16 protein-coding genes are annotated in these 22,440 nt (G+C 57.5%); 9 read left to right on the top strand and 7 right to left on the bottom strand.

Annotation, left to right across the window (positions count from 1 at the left end):
• The first annotated feature begins 50 nt into the window (after positions 1–50).
• Both BJY26_RS15565 and BJY26_RS15560 read left to right on the top strand, forming a co-directional pair.
• Complete coding sequence (locus BJY26_RS15565) at positions 51–1,145, top strand: carbon-nitrogen hydrolase family protein (protein WP_218852459.1); 1,095 nt, start codon at positions 51–53, stop codon at positions 1,143–1,145.
• On the top strand, positions 1,138–2,475 hold the full coding sequence (locus tag BJY26_RS15560) for an MFS transporter (RefSeq protein ID WP_179429107.1): 1,338 nt from the start codon (positions 1,138–1,140) through the stop codon (positions 2,473–2,475). Before BJY26_RS15565 ends, BJY26_RS15560 begins: the two co-directional genes overlap by 8 nt.
• A gap of 339 nt (positions 2,476–2,814) precedes the next feature.
• Here BJY26_RS15560 and BJY26_RS19225 read toward each other — a convergent pair whose 3' ends face one another.
• The 5 genes from BJY26_RS19225 to lysA form a co-directional block, all read right to left on the bottom strand.
• Positions 2,815–3,147, bottom strand: coding sequence for a type I restriction endonuclease subunit R, EcoR124 family (locus BJY26_RS19225; RefSeq protein ID WP_237248767.1), 333 nt, complete (start codon positions 3,145–3,147; stop codon positions 2,815–2,817).
• A gap of 932 nt (positions 3,148–4,079) precedes the next feature.
• Positions 4,080–5,582 (bottom strand): sodium/pantothenate symporter, encoded by a 1,503-nt coding sequence (gene panF / locus BJY26_RS15550; protein WP_179429106.1) that lies wholly within the window; start codon positions 5,580–5,582, stop codon positions 4,080–4,082.
• The gene (locus BJY26_RS15545; RefSeq protein WP_179429105.1) at positions 5,575–5,904 is read right to left on the bottom strand and encodes a DUF997 family protein; all 330 of its coding nucleotides are present in this window, start codon (positions 5,902–5,904) and stop codon (positions 5,575–5,577) included. The genes panF and BJY26_RS15545 overlap by 8 nt, the downstream gene beginning before the upstream one ends.
• A 5-nt stretch (positions 5,905–5,909) precedes the next feature.
• A complete protein-coding gene (locus tag BJY26_RS15540) occupies positions 5,910–7,523 on the bottom strand; it encodes an N-acyl-D-amino-acid deacylase family protein (RefSeq protein WP_179429104.1) in 1,614 nt (537 codons plus the stop codon).
• Positions 7,520–9,007 carry a diaminopimelate decarboxylase gene (lysA, locus tag BJY26_RS15535; RefSeq protein ID WP_237248768.1) on the bottom strand — a complete coding sequence of 496 codons (1,488 nt, stop codon included), beginning with the start codon at positions 9,005–9,007 and terminating at the stop codon, positions 7,520–7,522. The genes BJY26_RS15540 and lysA overlap by 4 nt, the downstream gene beginning before the upstream one ends.
• A gap of 108 nt (positions 9,008–9,115) precedes the next feature.
• On the opposite strand from lysA, the gene BJY26_RS19630 reads away from it, so the two are divergent.
• Positions 9,116–10,678 (top strand): PucR family transcriptional regulator, encoded by a 1,563-nt coding sequence (locus BJY26_RS19630; RefSeq protein WP_179429103.1) that lies wholly within the window; start codon positions 9,116–9,118, stop codon positions 10,676–10,678.
• A gap of 1,280 nt (positions 10,679–11,958) precedes the next feature.
• Here the strand turns inward: BJY26_RS19630 and BJY26_RS15525 are convergent.
• The gene (locus BJY26_RS15525) at positions 11,959–13,269 is read right to left on the bottom strand and encodes a type III PLP-dependent enzyme domain-containing protein (protein ID WP_179429102.1); all 1,311 of its coding nucleotides are present in this window, start codon (positions 13,267–13,269) and stop codon (positions 11,959–11,961) included.
• Between the two features lie 283 nt (positions 13,270–13,552).
• Here BJY26_RS15525 and BJY26_RS15520 point away from each other — a divergent pair, with 283 nt between their 5' ends.
• Genes BJY26_RS15520 through BJY26_RS15510 form a run of 3 tightly spaced genes read left to right on the top strand, consistent with a single transcriptional unit; the run spans position 13,553 to position 16,337 of the window.
• Positions 13,553–14,797, top strand: coding sequence for an aromatic amino acid transport family protein (locus BJY26_RS15520; RefSeq protein ID WP_179429101.1), 1,245 nt, complete (start codon positions 13,553–13,555; stop codon positions 14,795–14,797).
• Positions 14,797–15,711: an acetamidase/formamidase family protein gene (locus BJY26_RS15515; protein WP_179429100.1), complete on the top strand. Its 915-nt coding sequence runs from the start codon at positions 14,797–14,799 to the stop codon at positions 15,709–15,711. Before BJY26_RS15520 ends, BJY26_RS15515 begins: the two co-directional genes overlap by 1 nt.
• On the top strand, positions 15,696–16,337 hold the full coding sequence (locus BJY26_RS15510; RefSeq protein ID WP_179429099.1) for a response regulator: 642 nt from the start codon (positions 15,696–15,698) through the stop codon (positions 16,335–16,337). Before BJY26_RS15515 ends, BJY26_RS15510 begins: the two co-directional genes overlap by 16 nt.
• Before the next feature lie 361 nt (positions 16,338–16,698).
• Here the strand turns inward: BJY26_RS15510 and BJY26_RS15505 are convergent, their stop codons facing one another.
• Positions 16,699–17,640 carry a LysR substrate-binding domain-containing protein gene (locus BJY26_RS15505; protein ID WP_179429098.1) on the bottom strand — a complete coding sequence of 314 codons (942 nt, stop codon included), beginning with the start codon at positions 17,638–17,640 and terminating at the stop codon, positions 16,699–16,701.
• A 78-nt stretch (positions 17,641–17,718) separates the two neighbouring features.
• Here BJY26_RS15505 and BJY26_RS15500 point away from each other — a divergent pair, with 78 nt between their 5' ends.
• Genes BJY26_RS15500 through solA (BJY26_RS15490) form a run of 3 tightly spaced genes read left to right on the top strand, consistent with a single transcriptional unit; the run spans position 17,719 to position 21,469 of the window.
• A complete protein-coding gene (locus BJY26_RS15500; protein WP_179429097.1) occupies positions 17,719–19,071 on the top strand; it encodes an MFS transporter in 1,353 nt (450 codons plus the stop codon).
• A 27-nt stretch (positions 19,072–19,098) separates the two neighbouring features.
• Entirely contained in the window at positions 19,099–20,292 is a 1,194-nt protein-coding gene (gene solA / locus BJY26_RS15495; protein WP_218852458.1) for an N-methyl-L-tryptophan oxidase, read from the top strand.
• A gap of 49 nt (positions 20,293–20,341) precedes the next feature.
• Positions 20,342–21,469, top strand: a complete 1,128-nt coding sequence (gene solA / locus BJY26_RS15490) for an N-methyl-L-tryptophan oxidase (RefSeq protein WP_179429096.1) — start codon at positions 20,342–20,344, stop codon at positions 21,467–21,469.
• Positions 21,470–22,440 lie beyond the last annotated feature (971 nt).

Below are 22,440 nucleotides of genomic sequence, written 5' to 3'. Positions count from 1 at the left end.
CGACATACGGTACTCGCGTCCACGCAGATTCTGCGAATTGTTGTCGAGAAATGTCGACACAGTATGAGTCGCGCGAGCACGACGACAAGACAGGAATGACAATGACGTTGGCACGATTACCACGAATCAAAGTTGCAGCTGTCCAAGCCGCACCCGTATTTCTTCAAGCGCAACAGTCTATAGACAAGCTAGAGGGTTTAGTTGCAGAAGCGGCGAGTAGCGGCGCAGAACTGGTCGCATTCGGTGAGAGCTTCATCGCAGGGTTCCCAATCTGGAATGGCGTCCTAGCTCCGGTCGACCAGCATGAATTCCACGAACGTCTCGTCCGATCGGCGATCACCGTGGGTTGCGAAGAAACTGAACGTCTCGGAAGGATCGCAGCGAACAATAACGTGGTCCTGTCAGTTGGTGTGAATGAACTTGCTCCGCACAGCCTCGGCCAGGTCTTCAACGCCAACCTCGTCTTTGACAAGAGCGGCGCGCTTGTCAACCATCGGCGAAAGCTTGTCGCCACATGGTACGAGCGGCTGACGTGGTCTCATGGAGACGCCAACGGCCTTGCCCCAGTTGACCTAGAAAATTGGAAATTGGGTGCTTTGATTTGCGGCGAAAACACAAACACGCTTGCCAGATACACCCTCCTGGCTCAGGGTGAACGGCTACACGTTGCCAGCTATCCGCCGACCTGGCCATTCGACCCTCGTCCAGGTGAAGCCGAATACGACTTGGAAGACAGCATCCGCCTGCGGAGCGTGGCGCACAGCTTCGAAGGAAAAGTGTTCACAGTAGTGGCGGCAACTGCACTTGACGACGACGCCGTCAACCAAGTCTCGCAAGGAGACGCACGTGTCGAGCGCTTATTACGAGCGACGACTACCGCATCTCTGGTGGTGGGACCTCGTGGACAGACCGTCGCCGGCCCCCTGACCAAGGACGAGGGAATCGTCTACGGCGACATTGATCTGAATGACGAAATCGTACTCAAACAAGCCCACGATATTTCCGGCACGTACAACCGGCTCGACATCTTCCAACTAAGTGTCGATACGAGCCGACCATCGCCGGTGAATCTTTGCACGAATAGGACCGATGCCGGCGAGCACGTGCAGCATCTCACTGGGCAAGGAGAGATTCTCGATGACTGAAGCAAGAACGCCGAAAAGCGACGAATCAGAGCAGCTTTCTCCGGAGTACCGGGCCAACGGACGGAAGGCCCTGGGAGCTGCCATGTGGGGATTTTTCGTCGACATGTACGACGTATATCTGCCAGTCGTCGTTCTCGCCCCAGCGATCGGCTACTTCACCGACGCCAATTGGACACCGGTTCAAACGGCAACACTGACAGCGTTAATCTTCGCGTCGTCACTAATTGGTAGACCCCTTGGATCGATCATTTTTGGTGCGATGGGTGACAAGTTGGGTAGGCGCCGCACGACCATCATTGTTGCCGGCGGGTTTTCCGTATCGACCGGTCTCATTGCTCTGATGCCGGGACATGCGACTTTAGGCGTGTGGGCACCAATCATCCTTGTGGTGCTTCGACTGCTAGACGGAGTGTTCCTTGGCGGCGAATATACAGCGGCGAATCCACTCGCGATGGAATATGCTCCCCAAAAACGTCGTGGGCTTTACGGCTCGTTGTTGAATATCGGGTATCCAGCTGCACTGGCCGTCATCACGCTCATCACTATCGGCCTGTTAGCCGTTATCCCGTCCGGCGCGGCCGACTCGGCGTATTCCAGGTGGGGCTGGCGCATACCGTTTGCTGTTGGATTCGTGATCTCTGCGGCCATGTTCTGGTATTACCTTCGCTCCGTTCCCGAATCAGAGCTATGGACCAAGATGACTAAGGTGAAGAATCCGTTGCGCACACTGTTTACGGGGCAGAACCTCCGACGGCTCGGGGTTGCCTTTGTGGTCGGAAGCGGCGCGTGGCTCACGCTTGACGGGACGGTCGGCGCTTTTTCAAGCCATATGAAGGGACTCGAAACCCCTGTAGGCGTCATCAACGTGGCTGTACTCATCGCCGCGATCGTCGGGGTCATTGCTTTTCCGCTCATCGGAGCTGCTGGACAGCAATGGGGCCGCAGAAGGATCGTCACGTGGCTTGGCATCTTAAACGTGATAATCACCCCAATCGCGTTGGTAGTAGCATTCTCCGACCCGCACAGCTCGACCGCCGTCATTGCCGGTGGATCAGTCGCCATTTTTGTTGCGCTACTCGTCTGGGCCATGATCACCGCGTACATCATGGAAATGTTCCCGACCGAGATCAGATCCTCCGGGTACGGTATCGCCTACAGTCTGCCAAGCGTTATTCCGGCATTTTATGGGTACTACATGGTCGCATTAGGCGGCATCATGCCATACCGATTTACGCCCCTCGTGATCGTTGTGATCGGAGGAGCACTACTTATTATCGGCGCCGCGCTGAGTAAAGATCGACGTCATGTACACCTGGCGGACGTACGGTAATCGTTGCGTAAATCGAGTTATGAGCGCTCACCCGATCACGGACGATCGAATCAACTTATAAACGATTCTTTTGCTTAGCGGTTTGGGGGAGCCGCTGGCGGTTGGTGAGTCCAAAGTAGCGAGAGAAGAACGTTTTGAGCTTGTCGAGGACGCGCCGCTTGTTCTCGCCAACCCACCGGTGGGAGAAAAGCGGGCGACTGGCGGGAGTATTTTCGTGATCGCCGTGCCAGTGACGGGGATTTCATCCCGAAACGCGATGTCTACGAAGGAGCGCCTCTCGGCAGGACGCAGCGCTTCATCAGTCATGATCGTCTCCAGTTCGGCTCGGTCTCCACGTTCTCAGCGGTATTTTTCGGCCAGCACGAGGATGTAGTCGATGTTGATTTCGACCTGTTTGACGAGTTCGAATTCGAAGACCACGTCGTCATTCATCGGCTCTTTGTCGGCGTTCCGGTCTTTGCGGAACTCGGCGTACAGGTCGAGGTAGAAACCGCAATAATCCTGGCTTTGTCGGTCGCTGATGATCTCGTTAATAGCGAACTCGTCGAACAAAGTCAAGATGTTCTGAAGGCGCAAGTTCGCGCCGAAGAGGGCAATAAGCTCCCTTTGCGTGGTACGCGGCTTCCGGAGCTTGGTACGGCAGCGCTCGCGCAGGAAATCTGCCCCTTCCACAGTTCGTTGGCAATCGGCTGGAGCCCTTCCGTTGCGTCAGCGTAGTTCGACGCGGCGAGCAAAGTGGCGACATCGCTCAAAACATCGGCGTATCGCTCAGCCTCGTCGCGGTCGAACCCATCTACGAGCGTTATGGCGGGCAGAGTACACCGTTCGCCAAGAGGAGGAATGCAGATGAGCGTATCGGCCGACGAAGCAACCAACGTTTTCGATAACCAACCGCGGTGCAGCGTAGAGCCTTGTAGCTCGAAAGAGCACTTGACTAGTCCGCGGCCGGCTTCATCGGCCGTGGAATGGGAAAGTGGGCGGCCAGCGCCGCTTGCCGTTCGGTCGACCCCGTATTTACCCCGAATTTTCACTGAAAACTGGGCACAAATCGGTGCAAAACGATGACAGCAGCTCAAGCGGCTTCTGTGGCGTCATAGCGGGGGAGCAAGCGGTTTTCGCAATGGCGCGCAGTGGTAAAAATGCGCGAAACAAATCTGTTCAGTGAGGGTTCGAGACTCACCTGAGTTACCATACAAGGCTATAACCGTGCTATAGGCGCGAAAGCGGTCATCGTGTGAAGCGTGATGATTGAATCTGCGTTAACCGAGTGGACGTTCTTTCAACGGCTGTTTGCCCGTGACGTGCCTGAGTATATACGCGAGCAGTTGTCAAGGTACGTCTGTCTGTACCCGCGAGCAGTCACGTCCGAATCTGGTGCGGCTCCTGCCACCACCGGTGCTCGGGACGGCCGAGGCAGCACGCGCTCGCGGAGCGAACCGCATTCTTACCTCGTACGGCGACGGCAATACGGCAGTGTCGAGGAGGAGAGCATTCACGCATTCGGCAGGTGCGAGCAAGGTTTCATACTCGGCTATTATCGGACCTCTCAACGTAGCGGGTGATGTTTTGCTGAGTGTGCCGGTCGCGGATTTCATGATGCCGGATCATTGACCGACCTTCGGCTCGAGCTTGTCGATTTCGGCTTGTGTTCCCCAGAATTTCACGATCACGTGTCGTGGTGGACGCTTGGTGAGGAGGCTGACGGCGACGAAAAGGACTGCCGAGACGATCAGGGCGGTCACAACGGGATCCATGCCCGCGCCGAGACTCGGTAGCCACTGTTGGCCGACGATGTACCAGATGAGTCCGCTGAGCATCGATACGAATGCTCCGGCGGCCGTCGCGCGACGCCAGTACAACGCGCCGAAGAACGGGATCGTGAAAAATGCTCCGAGCCCGGACAATGCGAAAATTACGATGAGTTCGAGCGCCTCCGGTGGCTTGAGGGCAACGACCATCGTTGCTAGGCCAATGACGAGACTGACACCGACGCTGGTCCGAGAAGATGTTTGGTCGGTCATTTTGGGGACGAACAGATTCCGGACGATGTCGCGGACGACTGCTCCGCTGACTACGAGGAGCATGGACGACACCGTAGACATGATCGCGGCCAGTGGTGCCGAAAGTAGAATCCCTGCCAGCGGCCCGTTCACGGTTTGGGTAATGATCGTTGGGATCGCTAAATCTGGGTTCTTCAACGCTGGGGCGAAGTAGCGTGCCATAAGACCCATCAAGCTGAATCCGATAGTCATGACGTACATGATTATCGGACTCCAGGCGATCGCCGAGTGGGCCGTCTTCGAATCACGGTATGACATCGCTCGGATCGCGACGTGCGGCGACGACACGACAAGAAGACCGAATATGAGCGCGAATGAGATGAACGTGCCTATGTTCGCGCCGGTCCCGCCCGGCAGCGTGAGCAGCTGCGGAAATTTCTCGGCGAAATGACTGTTCATTGGGGTGGCGGTACCGAGCGACGCGAATACGGCAACCCAAAGGATAAGCCCACCGACGAACATGATGATTCCCTGCACCGTGTCGTTGACCGACGCGCCCATGAACCCGCCGAAGCTAGTGTAGACGGCGACAAGGGCTGCAAATACCACGACGAGTGTCGAATACGGGACGCCGGTTACGGCGTGGAGGATATGTGCGCCGCCCGCGTATTGCGCCACCATGTAGGCACCGAGGAATATGACGATTCCGATTCCCGCCATCGTCGTGACAGTCCGGCTTTCGAATCGTTGCTTGAAAATATCGATGAACGTGTAGAAGTTGAGTTTACGGGCGAGTATTGCGTATTTCTTGCCGAGCAATCCTACGGTCAAAAACACGGTTGGCACCTGGAAAAGCGCCATCAGCAAGAACGCGATTCCGTCGTGGTATACGAGACCAGGGCCGCCGATGAAGGTTCCAGCGCTGGCTGCTGAGGCGAGAATGGTGAAGATGAGAACCAGTGGTCCTAGTCTGCGGCCTCCCACGTAGTAGTTCTCAGTCTTTTGTCCCGTACGTGCGCGCTTTTGGTCGATGGCCGCCCAAACGCCGACAGCTGCAATAACGAGGAGGTAAATTCCAATGGTGATGAGTGCGCCAGTATTAATCATTGTCGACTGCCTTGTCGGTCTGGTGTGAGTCGGTGGCTTCGAGGGATATGTCTTTGAAGAATAATTTGACGAGAATGTACGGAATTATGCAGAAGACGAGTGTCGTAATTCCGCCAGTCCAGAAAAACCAACTCGGAATCCCCAGGATAAACGACAGTTCGCCGGGGCTCTTGCCGTATCCGATAGCGATAGCGATGATCGTGATTGCGGCCGTCTGGCCGACCCAAAAGGCCAGGGCGATCAGGGCCTCCTTATTCGCGACTTTGTATCGTGGGTCGACTTCGAAATCGTCGTTCGTGCGATCCGTGCGGTGTGATGACATGAATCTCACCCCTCATGGTGCGGTGGGTAGGTTTTTTTCAGGAGCTGGCCGGCCAGGCCAATGACCTCACGGTCGGCGTATGCGATGGTGCCGTTGACCATCACCCAATGCATGCCGTCGGCCTTCGATTCCGGAGCGTCGTAGGTGGCGGTGTCGTTGATCGACTCGTAGTCGAACGCGCAGAGGTCCGCTTTCATGCCAGTCCGGATCGCACCTCGATTGGTTATGCCGAACCATTCTGCGGGCAGACTGGTCATTCGTCGCACGGCCTCGGTCATTGGCAGGATTTGCTTTTCGCGTGAGTACCGGCCGATGATCCGGGGGAACGTGCCCCACTGCCGAGGGTGGGGTTTGCCGCCGAGTCCCGGCGGCAAGCCGTCGCTTCCGATCATCGTGTGATCGTTGCGAAGTGCCGACACGATATCCGCTTCGTCCATCGACTCTTGGATCATCGTGATCCGAAGACCGTTTTCAACCAATAAGTCACGCAAGGTGGTGACGGGATCGGTCTCGCGGTCGCGGGCAATTGAGTCGAGCCTGTGCCCTTCAACATGACCGGATGCTGCGGAGGCGATCGTGATACTGGACCATCCCGACTCGTGGATCGGACTTTCCCAGTTGGGATTTGCGCTTTCGAGGTCGCCTTTGAGTCGCTCCAGTTCTTCTGGGGTACCGAGGCGATCGAGTAGTTCCTCTGGGCTGCCTTCACGGAAAGCGGGCGGGAGAAGTGCTGTCAGCATGGTACTCGACGCCGTGTAGGGATAGATGTCTTGTTTGATGGCTAGGCCGTCTGTGCGGGCCCGATCAAGTAGGGCCAGCGCATCGCCGACCTTTCCCCAGTTGCTGTAGCCTGACGCCTTCAGATGGGAGACGTGGCACCGCGCGCCGGATTGCCTCGCCAGCGCAATGATCTCCTCAATGGATTCGAGCAGACCGTAGCTTTCATTGCGCATGTGCGAGGCGTACATTGCGGTCGCCGGTAAATGTCCGAGGAGGTCGGCCAATTCGTCGAAACTCGAATAGGCCCCGGGCGCGTAAATGAGCCCGGTGGACAGCCCCGTTGCGCCGTCATTGAGCGCTTCTGTGAGGCGAGCTCGCATCGCTTCCTGTTGTTGCGGCCTCAAGGTTGCGCCGTTCGCGCCGACAGATGTACGAAGCGTGTTGTGTCCGAGGAGCTGCGCCTGGTTGGTCACCACGCCACGGTCGGTCACGCGTGACGAGAATTCGGCATACGTCCGCCAGTCCCAGGCGAGTCGCGGAAAGGTTTGCTCCAAGAGCGCCACCGTGTCGGGCGAGTGGTCGGGGTCGATCGGGAAGAGGCTCATTCCACAGTTGCCCACTACCTCGGTAGTCACGCCTTGCGAAATTTTCGAGGCGTCAGCGTAATCCAATAAGGCAGCGTTGTCCGCGTGGGAATGTACGTCGATAAATCCTGGGGATACGATCATTTCACCTGCGTCGATGAGCCGTCGACCACACCGCTGAAATCGGCCATTCGGCCCAAGACCGGCGATGGTGTCGGCGCGTACCAAGATCTCGCCAGGATGTGGCGGCGCGCCGGAACCGTCGACGATCGTGGCATTGCAGATCAGTGTTTCGGGCATCGTCGTTCCAGTCATTCTCGGACCCAATCGGTGGCTGATGTTGTCTGCTTTTGTGTGAACTCGGTTTTAGGGCTGGCTGGCGGCTCAATTTCAGAGGTTGCCCACGGGCGTGTGCCGTCCTTCGAACTGTGGTCCATAGCCGGCTGATGAGTGGCGAGGACGTCGTCGAAGGTCTCTCTCCGTACGGCAAGCCGACTGGAGCCCTGGTTGCAAACGATGAGAGGCGGCGTCAGTGCCCCGTTGTAGTGATTGGCCATCGTGTAGGCGTATGCGCCGGTGACAGGCATAACGACGAGGTCGCCGACTTCCGGATTGGCGAGGGCCGCGTCGGCGACCATCAAATCACCGGACTCGCATTGTCGCCCGACGACGTCGCAAAGAGTGTTGGGCGCCTTGTCGAACTTGGTGGCTACGTACGCCTCGTAACGCTGGTCAGTCAGCGCAATATCTAAGTTGTCGGCCATGCCGCCGTCGATCGCGACAAAAGTTTTGCCGGTACGTTTGACGGTATTGACACGGTAGAGAGTGACGCCGGCGCGCGCGACGATGGAGCGGCCGGGCTCGATGAGCAGCCGCGCGGTGGCAGGGAGTTGTTCCGCCGCCCGGACGATTGTATGAAGGTATTCGTCAACGCTGGGCGCTGCATCGGCACTGTTGTACCGGACTCCGAGACCACCACCGACGTCATAGGCGTCGAATGTTCCGAGCTCGGCGACCGAGCGTACGGCCCGGTCGAATGGCATCGTGTCGAGGACCTGCGAGCCGATGTGGACGTGAACTCCATCGAGGACGAGGTGCCGGTGGGAGCGGATGCGGTGTACTGCTTGCTCAAGTTGGTCGGGGCGAAGGCCGAATTTGGAGTCGTTGCCGCCGGTGGACTGCGACGCGTGGGTTTGCGGCGCGATACCGGGAATCATTCGCAGCATCACATGCTGTGGGCCGGTGACGAGGCGCTCGAGCCGCGATAGGTCGTCGAAGTTGTCGATGACAATTGCTCGAATCCCCGCGTCGATGGCCATCTGAAGTTCCGAGTCGGATTTCGCGTTCCCATGCAGATAGATACGGTCGGGCGGCACCCCGGCCGAGAACGCCATCACGAGTTCGCCGGCGCCTGCGACATCGATGCTAAGACCCTCGGACGCGGCAATGGAATACATCGCGACGGCGGGTAACGACTTCGACGCAAACAGTACTTCGCTGTTCGGTCGCATCGCGGCCAGCCCGTCGACGAATCGGCGAATCTGTCGCCGAAGTCCGACTTCGTCGAGGATATAAGCGGGGGTACCGTATTCAGCGGCGAGGTCGCTCACGCGACACCCACCAATAGCGAGTTCGCCGGTGCTGGAAATGACGGATTCCTCCGGCAGTATCGTCAGCGCGTCGGCGGCTGTAGCCGTGATCGTCGAGTGGGCAGCCATCGCGTTCCTTTCAGTTTTGCCTTTAAAATGTGAGCTCGAAAGATGCCGGGTATCAGCGCATTCCGAGGCTGCGCTTAGCATTCCGGGACTGCTCTTAAAAGCTTGGCGAAGAACAACTTTGAATATGTTGTCGGATCGGCTAAGACTTATTGGCTATGATTAGCGAATCCAACAATCGAGAGGTGAATCGTGCCGACGACGTTCGACATCGGAAGCCTAGCCAGCACGCTCGGCTCCGCAGTTGCTGAGTTGATGTTCAGCACCGAACGGTCCGTGGCGTCCGAGGTATCTGTCCCGGTTGTCTACGACGCGTTTGACCGATTGCCCGACGTGCCCGGAGGAATCTTGCTTTTGGCCGGGATCGTGCCCGATGATCCATCGCTTTCTGACGTCCTCGACGCGGCTCACGCACGCGGATTCGTCGCGTGCGCACTAAAACAACACGGAGTCGACCTCGCGCACGTGACGGCGTACGCAGAACGTAACGATATGGCCTTGCTCGTCATCAACGACGAGGTGCCGTGGCGACACATCGATCGCCTCATTAGTACGGTCACCGTGAGCTACGATTCCGAAAGCGGCGGCGACGGCAACGATTTGTTCGCCCTCGCCAATACCGCTGCGGCCGCGGTGGGCGGCGCGGTCGCGATCGAAGACCTCGATCGCAATGTTTTGGCGTATTCAACGATTGAAGCCCACGAGGTCGACGAACTTCGACGAAGCGGCATCCTCGCCCGGCACGTGCCGAATTCTCCTAATAACGACCGACAATACCGTCGCCTCATGGAATCGAACGGTGTAGTCCGATTTCCGTACGACGCCGACAACGAAGAACTTCCCCGGTGTGCAGTCGCAATTCGTGCTGGCCAGCAAGCAGTCGGCTCGCTGTGGGCAATCGAGTCGCAGCAATCGTCACGGGTTTCGCCGGAGCAGGCTCTTATCGAAACCTCCCGGCTCGCTGCGCTGCGGATACTCAGATTGGAAAGCGCGAGCGATCTCGAACGGCAAGTGCGAGCAGGAGCACTTCGCGCATTGATGGAAGGCAGCCGGCCTCTTTCGACGCTCGACTACCGCTTCGGCATGATCGAAGGTCTCGACGTTATTTTGGTAGGGTTCACGTTTCGGACGCTCGGAGACTCGGTACCCCCGCCCCTGCATCAGCTGGAAACCGCTGTCGAACAGCACTGCGCGACGTTCCGAATGAACGTGCTGTGCACTGCGGTCGGACCAATCGTGTACGCCCTCTTTCCGGCCGTTCGAGATCCGGCAGCGCCACGCAATATCGTCGCCAGCGCCGCCGAAGCAATTGAAACCCGGTTCGAGCGTCGAATTTCGATAGCGATCAGTTCCGGCGGGCAGGGGGCAGAAGTCGTGACGCGGTTGAGGGAGGAAGTCAACGAAATCCTCGCGCTCCTCGCCCGCGAGCCCGGCGCTCCCGCCATCGCATCGCTCGACGATGTGCACGCCAAACTGCTTTTGCGCCGTTTGACGACCGCTTACCATGAAATGCCGAAGGAGCGCAGCCTCCAGGCGCTGATCGAACACGATCACCGAAGAGGCACGGATTACCGAAATACTCTGATCGCCTACTTCGTCTCACCCAACGACGTCGACGCCGCCGCAGCAAGGCTACACATACACCCGAATACGTTGCGCTACCGCGTCAAGCGGGCCCGTCAGCTGTTCGATCTACGCATCGACGAACCCGACGAGCGCCTTGCGACGTGGCTCGGGTTACGCCTTGCTGACTGATGCGAGCTGCCCCGGTTCGGATTATGCGTTGCTGGTGAGATCGACTTGCGGCATAGCCGACGCGGAAGCGTGCCTAAGTATCGAATTGGTCGCGGAGCGCCCGACCGCTACGGGGTTGCCGTTGGCGCGGGGCAGGTCGCTGTATTCCTGCCGGGTTGGACAAAGTCCAGGAATGCTCCAATCCATTAGTGAATGGTCAGGAATAGACGCGGGTTGGTTGGCCCTGCTCCGGATCACGACAAAGCACGGATGCTCAGCGGCTTCTCGGGACACGGTCTCAAAATGTCCGCGGCTCTAGAACAAAACTGGCGTGCCCGCTATCCAGAGGGATTGAATTCTCGGCACGCGCAACTCGCCACTTACCTAGCCGACACGCATGCGCGCTATATCGTGGACACGCTTTCCGACCACAGGGTGCCGTAGGCGAGCCCATTCATCCAGGTTGACTGGCGACCTGGCGGGGTGTGGCGATCGCCAGTGAGGGATCGTCGGCAGAACTGTGAAGATTTTGGAAGGTGCTTCTGGGGATATGGGGCCAGGTCGCCTTAGTCGTTGTTGTTATCGTTGATTGTGTCGTTTCATGCTCCGATCGGTGTGCGGTAGACGTATAAGTGCAGAATCGGAGCTCGTCGATAGCTTTCTGCCCAGCTTGGCGTTATCAGCACGGTAACCTCTGCTTGGCGGCCTGACGCACGCCGTGTTCACATCCCGGTGACCAGGGCGGACGCCGAAACTAAACACATCCATTTTGAATATCTGTGTGCGGCGAGACGCTTAAGTTTAACGGGGTGTGTCCTGTGTTAGGTGTTCCTGCTGGTCGGGCCGCGTTCGCTGACTCGGCTACTGCTTTTGTCGCACGCATATAGTGGCCGTGTCGGTATATTCGGGAAGATGTTCATCGGCTCCTGCACTCGTCACGGCGGCCGTATTAGGGATCCGGGACAGGGCCATCAGCCTCGAACAACTCGGGTCTTTCGTTAAATCGTAGGTGCCGTGTTGAGCCAGGGGAGGGGCGAAGACCTCGGACGGTGTAGAACTCTTGGCTCTGAATTCCGCGTTTAGTCCGCGTTTTCGTTGAAAACCATGGCCATTCAGTGCAAAACGGTGATCAACGATGGAGCGCACGGGTCGGCGCCATTACAGGGAAGTAGTCTGAGCAACAGCGCGCAGAGCCGTGAAAAATCCGCAAACCAAAGCTGTTCAATGTGGAGTCGGGTGTCTCCTGGAGTACGGTTGCAATGGCGTGACGAGCAACCCACAGCACAAACATGGGAGACACGCTAACCTGCGAGATCCTGGATTTTGGACATGTGTGGGTCAGCAATCGGATTCCACTGCGGCTCCCTGAGTACAGTAGAGCGCAAGTTTGACGAGAGATTTTCGACCCCGTAAACGCCAGAAAGCGGAAGTGAGTTGTAGTCGAATGGCGTACTTGCGTAGTACGCGCCCGTGTCGAGGAGAACAACCAGGTCCCCTGGCTCTAGCAGGGGGAGGTGCCTCCCTTGTGCGACTAAGTCCCCGGCAAAACAACAGGGCCCGGCAACATCCTGAACTTCGTGACAGTCGTTAGGTTTCGGCTCTCCAGATGGATCATACGCCCGAATTCGAAGTGGCCAAGCTTCGGGCATAAATACGGTGCGGGTGGCCACCTGCGCACCAGCATGCGTGATCGCGATCTTTCGACCGCCGACGGTCTTCGTGTACTCGACGTACGCAACGATCATGCCGTGTTTCGCAAGAATACTTCGCCCGAACTCAGTGACTATCGAATAGTCTCCGCTAAAGAGCCGTGGTACGCGATCTTTAAGCAGGTCCGTGTACTCGGCAAATGAAGCATTCGGGAGGTCGCTGTCGAAATCGACGGGCAGACCACCGCCAATGTCAATAGTCGACACTTGCCCACGGCCGGCCCGCGAATTCACCTCATCTGCGAACTCAACCAATGCTGCAATTCCGTCCGCGATGAGCTTGAGGGAACAGCCTTGTGATCCGACATGTGCATGGGCACGTCGAAGCCAGGGACGACTTGTATATGCGTCGAGGAGCTTTTGACGCATTCCCGGGTCGCGTAGCGGCACTCCGAATTTCGAATGAGCACTTGCAGTACTCATTGCTGGGATCGATCCCGCTCCAACTTGAGGATTGATGCGAACGCCAATCTGAGACTGGCTCGCCTGGATTTCACGAAGGTGCGAAACTCTGGCGAGTTCCTGGAAGTTGTCGACGTTGATGGCGATCCCTAGCCTCATTGCGCGACGGAGCTCGTCCCAAGACTTAGCTGGCGAGTCGAAAACGATCCGCGCAGGGTCGATCTGCCCGGCGAGAGCCGCTGATAGCTCGCCGCTGCTCGCCACTTCCGCTCCCATACCGAAGGTACCCAGCTTAAGAAGTACGGGAACAAGTGAATTTGCCTTCGCTGCGAAGGCGTGGAGCACTGGAATATCTGATGGAAAGGCTGCCATTAACTGCTGTACGTTCTGCTCGACTCCGTCCCAGTCGAGAAACGACGCGATTGGCGCATTCTCTGGGTGGAGTAATTCCGCGCCAATGGCATGTCGCAGAATCTGTTCCTGTCGTTTCGGTTGCTTCATAAGTCTCGAAAAACGCTCCATCCATAGTCTTGTGCCGCGCACTAGCCGAACAACTTGCTCCGCCCGTTAAAGAGCCTATGAATGGATTTGGCCGACCGTAACCACCCTGAAGGATGAGATCCGGGTAGGAATTCATCCGCTGAGGATGACAAACACTGTGCAGTAACGTTCTATCGTGTGGTGTGGCGAACCGCATCGCCGCTTATTTGAACGTTCCCCCGGGAGTTGCTTCCTCCGTGCTCCTTGTGGGCCGAAGTTACGCGCGACTGAACGGAACATCTTTATGACAGCAAGCTCAGAGCCACTTGAGGAATCCGACGTACCAACTGCAACTCGCCACGGCACAGCCATTACGTTTGGGCAAGGCGTCGCCATCATCTTCGGCGCCAATATCGGTGCTGGGGTTCTAAGCCTTCCCTACGGGGCTCGGAATGGTGGTTTTCCGGCATTGCTCGTCGCGCTCGCAATTGCTGGCGTACTCACGACTGCCTCAATGCTTTACGTTGCTGAGGTCGCACTCCGTACCAAAGAACCACTCCAGCTTTCCGGCCTCGCGCAGAAGTACCTGGGTAATACGGGCTCATGGCTGGTGTTCGCGGGCGTCGCTATCAACGGTCTGGGCGCGCTGATTGCGTATTCGTCGGGCAGTGGCAGCATCCTGGCCGACATTTTCGGCATACCTGCCACTCTTGGAAGCTTATTATTTTTCATCCCCGGAGTCGTCGTCGTGTGGTTCGGTCTACGGGCCACTGGGCGATCCGAGCAAGTGATCACAATTGCAATGTTGGGGCTTATCCTGCTCCTTTGCGGCTGGACTTTCATCGGCCCGGGCATCCATGCCGAGTATCTCAACTACGTACACCCGTACTTCATTATTCCCATCGTTAACCTGGCGGTCTTCTCTTTCATCGCCCAATACACCGTGCCGGAACTCGCCCGCGGGCTCGCTAACCACAACCCTCGAGGTTTACCGCGCGCGATCGTTGTTGGAATGTGTGCCACGGGTTTCCTACTTGCGCTCGTGCCGCTCGCAGCGCTGGGGATGATGGGCCCGGCGAACATTACGAAGGTGGTCACTATCGCGTGGGGCCAGGAACTCGGCGCCGCGGGATATTATGTGGCTAACATCTTCGCGGTACTTGCGATGATGACGTCGTTTTGGGCGATCGCTCTCACGCTTATGACTAACGTCTTTGATCGCTTTCGGTGGCCGGCATACGGACGGCTAGAGTATCGACTCGCGGCGATTGCGCTGGTTGCGATTCCGCCATTCATCATTGGGGTGATGAATTGGGCGGGTTTCGTGTCCGCACTCGGCTACGCTGGCGGGTTTGCCGGTGCCATCATGTCAGTTGTGCCGGTAATGATGTTGCATCAAGCCCGCAAGTCTGGCGATCGTGAACCCGAATGGAAAGCAGGATGGATCTCTCACCCCGTCGTTCAGGCGCTCCTGGTGCTCGTATTCTGCCTAGCTTTCATCTATTCGTTGCTGACCGCCTTCGGGCTTGTCCCTGATGGGTGGGCATAATGATCCGCGTCCCCTCCCGACAGTCCATCACAAGTTTTTCTAATGCCCACCAAGCGATAGCCGAAGTTGACCTCGGCGAACCATTTCTGCTCGAGACCTATGATTGTTACGCGGGCCAAATCGACGCTGAGTCGGTGCTCAGACCCGACATTGACATGGCCGACTTCAATCGTGCGACAGGGCCTGTGAAGGTCGCCGGAGTCCAAGCTGGCGACTGGGTTCGGATACAAATTGAGGCAATCGACGTGACGTCGCCCGGCGTGATGGCAGTCGCACCCGGCCTCGGCATATTGGGGGACAACGTAGAGCAAGCGAGCACTAGGCTCGTCTCCATCGAAAATGGGCGGGCATGGATCTCCGGCGACATCGGCGTTCCTGTCGAGCCGATGGTCGGAGTCATTGGCGTGGCCCCGGCTGGAGCACCGGTTTCAACCGAATGTCCCGGCACTCACGGAGGAAATCTCGATACGAGTCTCTTAACCGCCGGAAGTGCATTTCTAGCGCAAGCCAAACACGACGGCTGCCTAGTCGCGGCTGGGGATCTTCACGCAGCTCAGGGGGACGGTGAACTGGGCGGAACCGGGATCGAAATTGGCGGCCAAATCCAACTTCGAGTCGACCGGGCACGATATCAAGGGAAGCTGCCGGCGGTGTGCCACCGAGACGGCATGAGTTTGCTTGCAAGTGCACTCGATCTGAAGGATGCTATCGCTGAAGCGTTCGCAGAGGCAGTCAACCTCATGAAAATCTGGCACGAGCTTGACTGGTCGAATGCGTATCGACTCACGAGCATCGTTGGACGGGCGCAGGTCAGCCAAATAGTCAATCCATTGGCGACTGCACGTTTGACTATTCCCAAGGAGTGGTGCCCAGGGTCACTATTTGAAAGGCTGGATGAATGGGCGATGCGCTGATTCGAATCATGATCGTCGAAGATCATCCGATTGTTCGGCTTGGTCTCGCGACCGTCGTTGACGCTCAGGTTGATCTTGGGGTCGTTGCGGAAGCAGAACGATCCGAAGAGGCACTACTCGCAGTTGCGCGGGCAGAACCGTCGCTTGTGATCCTGCCTCTTCGACTTGGTGGCGAGCCCGAGGGACTGGAACTATGCAGGGAGATCAAGTCTCTTGATCGGGTGCCCCATGTACTTATGTACACCTCGTTCACCGCACCCGATGATGCAGGTCTCGCCTTCCTTTCGGGGGCGGATAGCTTCATCACAAAGGATCAGCCGACCGCGAGCCTGCTGGAGACGATACGGTCCACTGCGACCGGCCGCCGAGTATGGAGTACGAAGGAAGACACCGTGCGGGATGCGCGCTCTCTCAGCAAACGAATGAACGAATCGCTCCTTACATCGCGGGAGCGTGAAGTGCTCGGTTTCATGCTGCAGCGATACACGAACGCAGAGATCGCTAGGGAACTATTCATCGGACTACCGACAGTGAAGACGCACGTCTCGAACGTACTGCAAAAGCTCGGGATCGACAGTCGGATGGAACTCTTCGGACAGCGCCTCACCGTAAGGCAGAACAGGTGATGTAGCGAACGTCAGATCACCCTTGTGAATCATACTGTCTGTCGCTCGACGGTTGTGATGGACGTGGTCATCAGTCAAAACGAGTTTCACTGGCGTGTAAAGTTTGGTGGTTGGGCCATTCCATGCGGATGGCGTGTGACCTCCGCGCAGCGGAGTAGGCGGTTCGTGTAGACGGCCGAGAGTCGTCGACAAATGCCTAAACCACATCAGTTCATTGTGGGGTCCGAGCTTCATTGCTGCGTATAAGGATGAACTTGGAACGTGACGGCTAAAAGACACCTTCTCAGGGCAAAGCGTCGGTAGGCCAACGAAACGAAGGTCGTCTGCCGTCAGACTTGGTGAGCGGTACTTTTTAACGACATCAGAGTCTTTCGGATCGATCCTTGAGGATGGCGAGCATTTGCTTAGCCTGTGGTGAAACTCCTGTCTCGGGTAGTCCTACGGACATTGGCGTTTGCGCTGTGGGCGTCGTGAGTGGTCGATACGTGACGCCGGGAAGTGATAATAGTGACGTGCTTCGGGGCACGATGGATACGCCGAACCCGGTGGCTACGAGACTGATGAGCGAATGATCGTTGGAGGCTTCGAAAGTAATTTTTGGGGTAAATCCGGCTGCTGTGCACGCGGCGATGATTGTGTCGAATGCCTCGGGCGCATTGTTTCGAGCGAAGAGTACGAACGGCTCGTGGGCGAGTTTTTCCGGCTGAACCGACTCGTCTGAGGCGGCTCGGTGTGTCGTTGGCAATGCGGCGACGAGAGCTTCTTTCTCGACGGTGCGCGTGACGACTCCGTTTGGCGACTGGGTTGAACGGAAGAACCCAATATCGATGGTGTGGTTGATGAGAGCTTCGATTTGGGGCGTTGCTTCCATGTCGTGTGGCACGATGAAAACGCCAGGGTGTCGTCGGCGATATTCGGGGATTGCGTCGAGAAGGATTCCAGAGAATGCTGACGCGACCGCTCCGATCCTAAGTACTCCTCGGTTCCCGGCGCCGACTTGTTGCACGAATTCGACGGACCTTTCCGCGCGCTCCAGCAGCGCTTGAGCTTCGTGAGCGAGCGCGGACCCGGCCGGGGTGAGCCGTACTGTACGAGAGGTGCGATCAAACAGCGCGGTACCGAGTTCGCGCTCAAGCTTGACGATCTGTTGGCTAAGGGGCGGTTGAGCCATCTGGAGCTTTGCCGCAGCGCGCGTGAAGTTGAGATCCTCGGCAACGGCGAGAAAGTAGCGAAGATGGCGAAGTTCCATGAACCGAACGATACGTTCAAAGTCTTGATTCGGAAACAAAAAGATATTAGACATATCGCGCTGCTCGAATTTGACTAAGGCTAAGCCGTTCGCAAGCGGCGTTTGGGTTCGACCAAGCTATTGGAGAGCTAGATGAGCACGACGCCCGTGGCCATCGACGACCTGCCACTATCGAAGTTTCACGTCCGCATGACCGTGTATACCACCGGTGGATTCTTCATCGACGGCTACATCCTCGGAATCATTAGCATCGCGCTAGCGGTCTGGGGTCCGCAAGTTGGGTTGTCCTCACTATGGGAAGGACTCATCGGAGCATCTGCACTAATCGGAATTTTTCTCGGCAGTCTGATTTTCGGACCGATCATCGACCGCGTTGGTCGTCAGATGATGTACGTGACTGACCTGATGCTGTTCATCATCGCGTCGGTCATCCAGCTGTTCGTCGTCGAGCCATGGCAGCTTTTCGTCCTGCGATTGGTCATGGGAATTGCCATCGGCATCGATTACGCGATCGGGCCATCGTTACTTTCTGAAATGCTTCCTCGGCGCTATCGAGGAACGCTGCTTGCGTGTCTGAATGCGACGTACACACTCGGATTTGTGGTGGCGTTCGTTGTGGGGTTCGCTTTACGCAGTGCGCTCGGGAGCGGCTCGTGGCGTTGGATGCTAGTTAGCAGCGTAGTTCCTGCCGTCGTGATACTCCTGTTGCGGCTCGGCTCGCCCGAATCGCCACGCTGGCTCGCCGCTCATGGGCAGCATGCGAAAGCACAAGAAGTACTTCGTAAGCATTTCGGTGACAATGTCATCCTCGGCGAGGAACCCGCTGGACGCCAGCGGACGAGGATCGCGGAACTGTTTAACCGACGGTGGCGACGACGCACCATCTTCGCATCAGTATTCTGGCTGTGCCAGGTGATGCCGTACTTTGCGTTGTTCACTCTATTGCCGACGGTACTGAAATCACTGGGGCTCTCCAACGAGTTTACCGGGGGTCTCGCACTCAACGGCTTCCAACTGGCTGGCGGGATAGTTGGTGTGGTTGTCATGAATATGCTGTCACGACGCACATTCGTGATTTGGTCGTTCGTCATCTTGGCGATCTCGCTCGGTCTGCTCGGCTTCATACCGCATCCGACGTCGATCCTGGTGATCATCGCATTCGCCGTATTCGCATTCGTGGTATCAGCCGCCGGTAATTTGGAGAGCGTCTATCCAGCGGAGATGTTTCCGACGGAAATGCGCGCAACCGGCGTTGGTTTCGCAGCGGCGATGAGCCGTGTTGGAGCAGCGATCGGCACCTTCTTGTTGCCGCTCGGCCTGTCATCGTTGGGTACTCAGCCAACAATGCTGATCGGCTCCGCCGTACTCGTCGTAGGTTTGATCGTTTCGATCGCACTGGCACCAGACACTCGTGACCTCACGCTTACTGAGGCCAGCACGATCGGCCCACGGATCCATCGGTCCGCTCGAACGCGTTCGAAATAGCAATCGCTTCTTTACAAGGAGGACACTTTGGCGCAGGACGGTTACGACGCAGATGTTGCCGTTATTGGTGTCGGTACGATGGGGAGCATGGCTTGTTGGCAGCTGGCCAAACGCGGGGTGTCGGTCGTGGGGTTCGAACAATTCGCGCCCGGTCACGACCGCAGCGGCGCCGGCGGCGAAAGCCGACTGTTTCGAACCGCCTATTTGGAAGGCCCGCAGTACGTTCCGTTGCTTTTAGCGGCTCAAGAACAGTGGCGCAATCTCGAGTCCGATGTCGGAAGGGAATTGCTGACGTTGAACGGCGGGCTGATGATCGGCCAACCGGATAGCGAGTTTCTCACAAGCGTAATGGCAAGTATTCAGTCGGCGGACTTGCCGCACGAGATTCTCAACTATAACGAGGCTACAAAGCGATACCCACAGCACCGACTGCACCGGGACGAGATCATGATTTTCGACCGCCAGGCCGGATTCATTCGCCCCGAGCTGTCAGTGGCCTTGGCAGCGGATGCGAGCGAGTCTATGGGCGCGCGAATATTGCGCCGCGAGCGTGTTAATTCTGTCGAGCCGGACGAGCAGGGTGTCACAGTCGTCACATCAAACGGCGTATGGCGGACTCGCAAGGTAGTCATTGCGGCAGGGGCATGGAGCCAGCGTCTCTGTCCCAAGCTGACACCGACGATTAGGCTGCAGCGATTAGTGATGACTTGGTTCCCATTGCGCGACCCAGCTTCGTACACGCCTGACAGGTTCCCCATATTTATTCGCCAGACCGAAGCCTACGACATTTCCGGCTGGCCAACCTTGGACAGCACGAGCTTAAAAGTTGCCGTCAACTTCGGCTACGACATGGTGGATGATCCTGACGGCCTCGACCGGACCGTCAATGACCACCTGCTGGACACGATTCGCAAAGGCGTCAGAGAGTTGCTGCCCGATGCAATTAACGAACCAATGAGGATCGGTGCCTACATGGACGGGTATACCGACGACCGGGACGCCATCGTCGGATACACGGACGATTTACCAAATACGATCGCCATGTACGGCTTCTCGGGCCATGGGTTCAAAATGGCGCCTGCGATCGGCCAAGCTGTCGCCGATCTCGTTGCGGACGGACAAACACAGCTACCGATCGATCACCTCGATCCAAACAGACTCACCCAGAACCGACAACCACCAAAACGCCTTCGCACAATTGCCGGAGAATCGGGCCGGTAGACGACTAAACCAAATTTCTTGGACCACGTAAAAGGAGCGAGTAACACTCATGGATGCTGAAGTAGCCGTAATCGGAGTAGGCAGCGTCGGCTCAATGACGCTTTGGAACCTAGCGAAACTCGGTATCGACGCAATCGGTTTCGAACAGTACGGGATCGGTCACGACCAAGCCGCCGCCGGGGGAGAATCGCGAATATTTCGTACCGCGTACTTGGAAGGCCCGGAGTATGTTCCGATTCTCATGCGAGCGTACGAGCTTTGGCGTGAGCTTGAAGCTGAATCGGGCCACGACTTGCTCAATCTTAACGGAGGGTTGATGATCGGGCAGCAAGACAGCCAGGCTATGCGAAATGTGCTGGCATCAATTCGCCAATTCGAGCTACCGCACGAAGTTCTTGACCAGCCGGCCATGGCTGACCGTTATCCGCAACACTCTATGCTGCCGGGCGAAACCGCAATTCTCGACAAGAGGGCCGGCGTCCTCCGTCCCGAATTTGCCGTATCGGCGGCTGCATATGCCGCAGAAGCACACGGCGCGAAGCTCATTTCGCACGCAACTGTTACCGACATTCGATCGGAAGGCGACCGCGTCACTATTCGTACGCCGGACCGCGAATACACCGCACGTCAGGCGATCATCACGGCGGGCCCGTGGAGCAGCCGCTTCGTCCCCAAGCTGAAGAGTCATGTCACTCCATACCGGCTCGTCATGACGTGGTACTTGGCACGTGAGCCGGCGAACTACACGGCCGAGAAATTCCCGATTTTTATCCGGGACACAGACGACGCGCATGTATTCGGAATCCCGACGCTCGATAGTGGATCAGTCAAGGTCGCCCCGCACGCAGCTTACGGTGCAGTTCACGACCCCGACAATCTCAATAGAACAGTGGAAATTGAGGATCTCGAAAACATCAACGCGGTGGTCGCAAAGTATTTGCCTGGACTGATTCCAAACCCAGTACGCGTGTCGGCATACATGGACGGCTACACGACAGACGGCCAGGGCCTCGTCGGTCGAGCACCGGGCGAGGATAACGTTTGGATCCTCAGCGGGTTCTCCGGACACGGGTTCAAAATGTCGACTGCGCTTGGACAAATCGGCGCGGAACTCGCGACAGACGGCCGAACAGCACTCCCCATCGGACACCTCGACCCTGCAAGGTTTGCCGATTAGAAGACCGGCACCTTTCTGTAGTGTGTAGCCGCGAATTGCTTTATCCCTAGCTAATTCGAGTGGGCGAGGTATTGAGAGATTCGCAATGCGTGACTGGCGCTACGCGCCAGTCAATCACCGACCGTGCTGGTTTCACAGTGCCTACTGTTTTTGGTACAGGGCCCGACGGTAGGTCAACGGGCTATTCAGGATTGGGGCTGTACTTGGGTGAGGAATCCATCTGACGCGAGGAGAGTGCGGGCGATATCGTTCGTGAAATTTCGGAGGCCCAGGGTGCTGCTGCGCAAGTTTTCCAAGCGTCCGTTGACGTCCTTGGAAGCCCGTTCGACGCGCAGGCCGAAGCCACGCTACCACGTCGGCGGTATCGCGGCGTGTGGTGCGGATCCGAACGTTGAGGGGTTAGTCTGGGCGGTTGGGGAGTAGGCGTTAAGACAACTGGACAGGCTCTCCTGGCAGCCGGAGACTTCAGCGCCTTGACGGCCGCAGACTCTTGATCGCATATGCCGTGGTTGCGATGTTGACGCGGCCGTCGGGTCGCCGATGCGATGTGCGTTCGTACGCGGGCCTGGAACAAAACGTTGAAATTTACGTTGTTCCATTCGGCCTGGGTCGCATCGAGTGATGACCAATTGTCGAAGGCCTACTGCGATCTTAAGTAAGCCAAACACAATGGCTATAACGCCGTGGTGTTGCGTCGTGTCGCTGGTAAAACTTCGAGATGAAATGACGCGCAAGTCGGTTGCGCCATGTTGGACGTAGGGGAGCCGCACTGGTGCTCTCGGACCCTTTCGTGAAGACCGTTTTATCGGCGTGCTGGGGCTAGCACGGTCTCGCAGCCCATGTTCTTCGCCGAACTGCGCAGTGCCGGTCGCGCCCGATCCCGCGCGGCCTTGGCCGCGTGGAGTGTCCGCCATCGCCGCGCGGACTTTCCGGTCGATGTGCCCGGCGGTCGCGAGGAGAGGCACGTGGCG

The organism is Spelaeicoccus albus (assembly GCF_013409065.1).
GTDB lineage: Bacteria > Actinomycetota > Actinomycetes > Actinomycetales > Brevibacteriaceae > Spelaeicoccus > Spelaeicoccus albus.
This window is presented reverse-complemented; position numbering and strand designations above follow the sequence as displayed.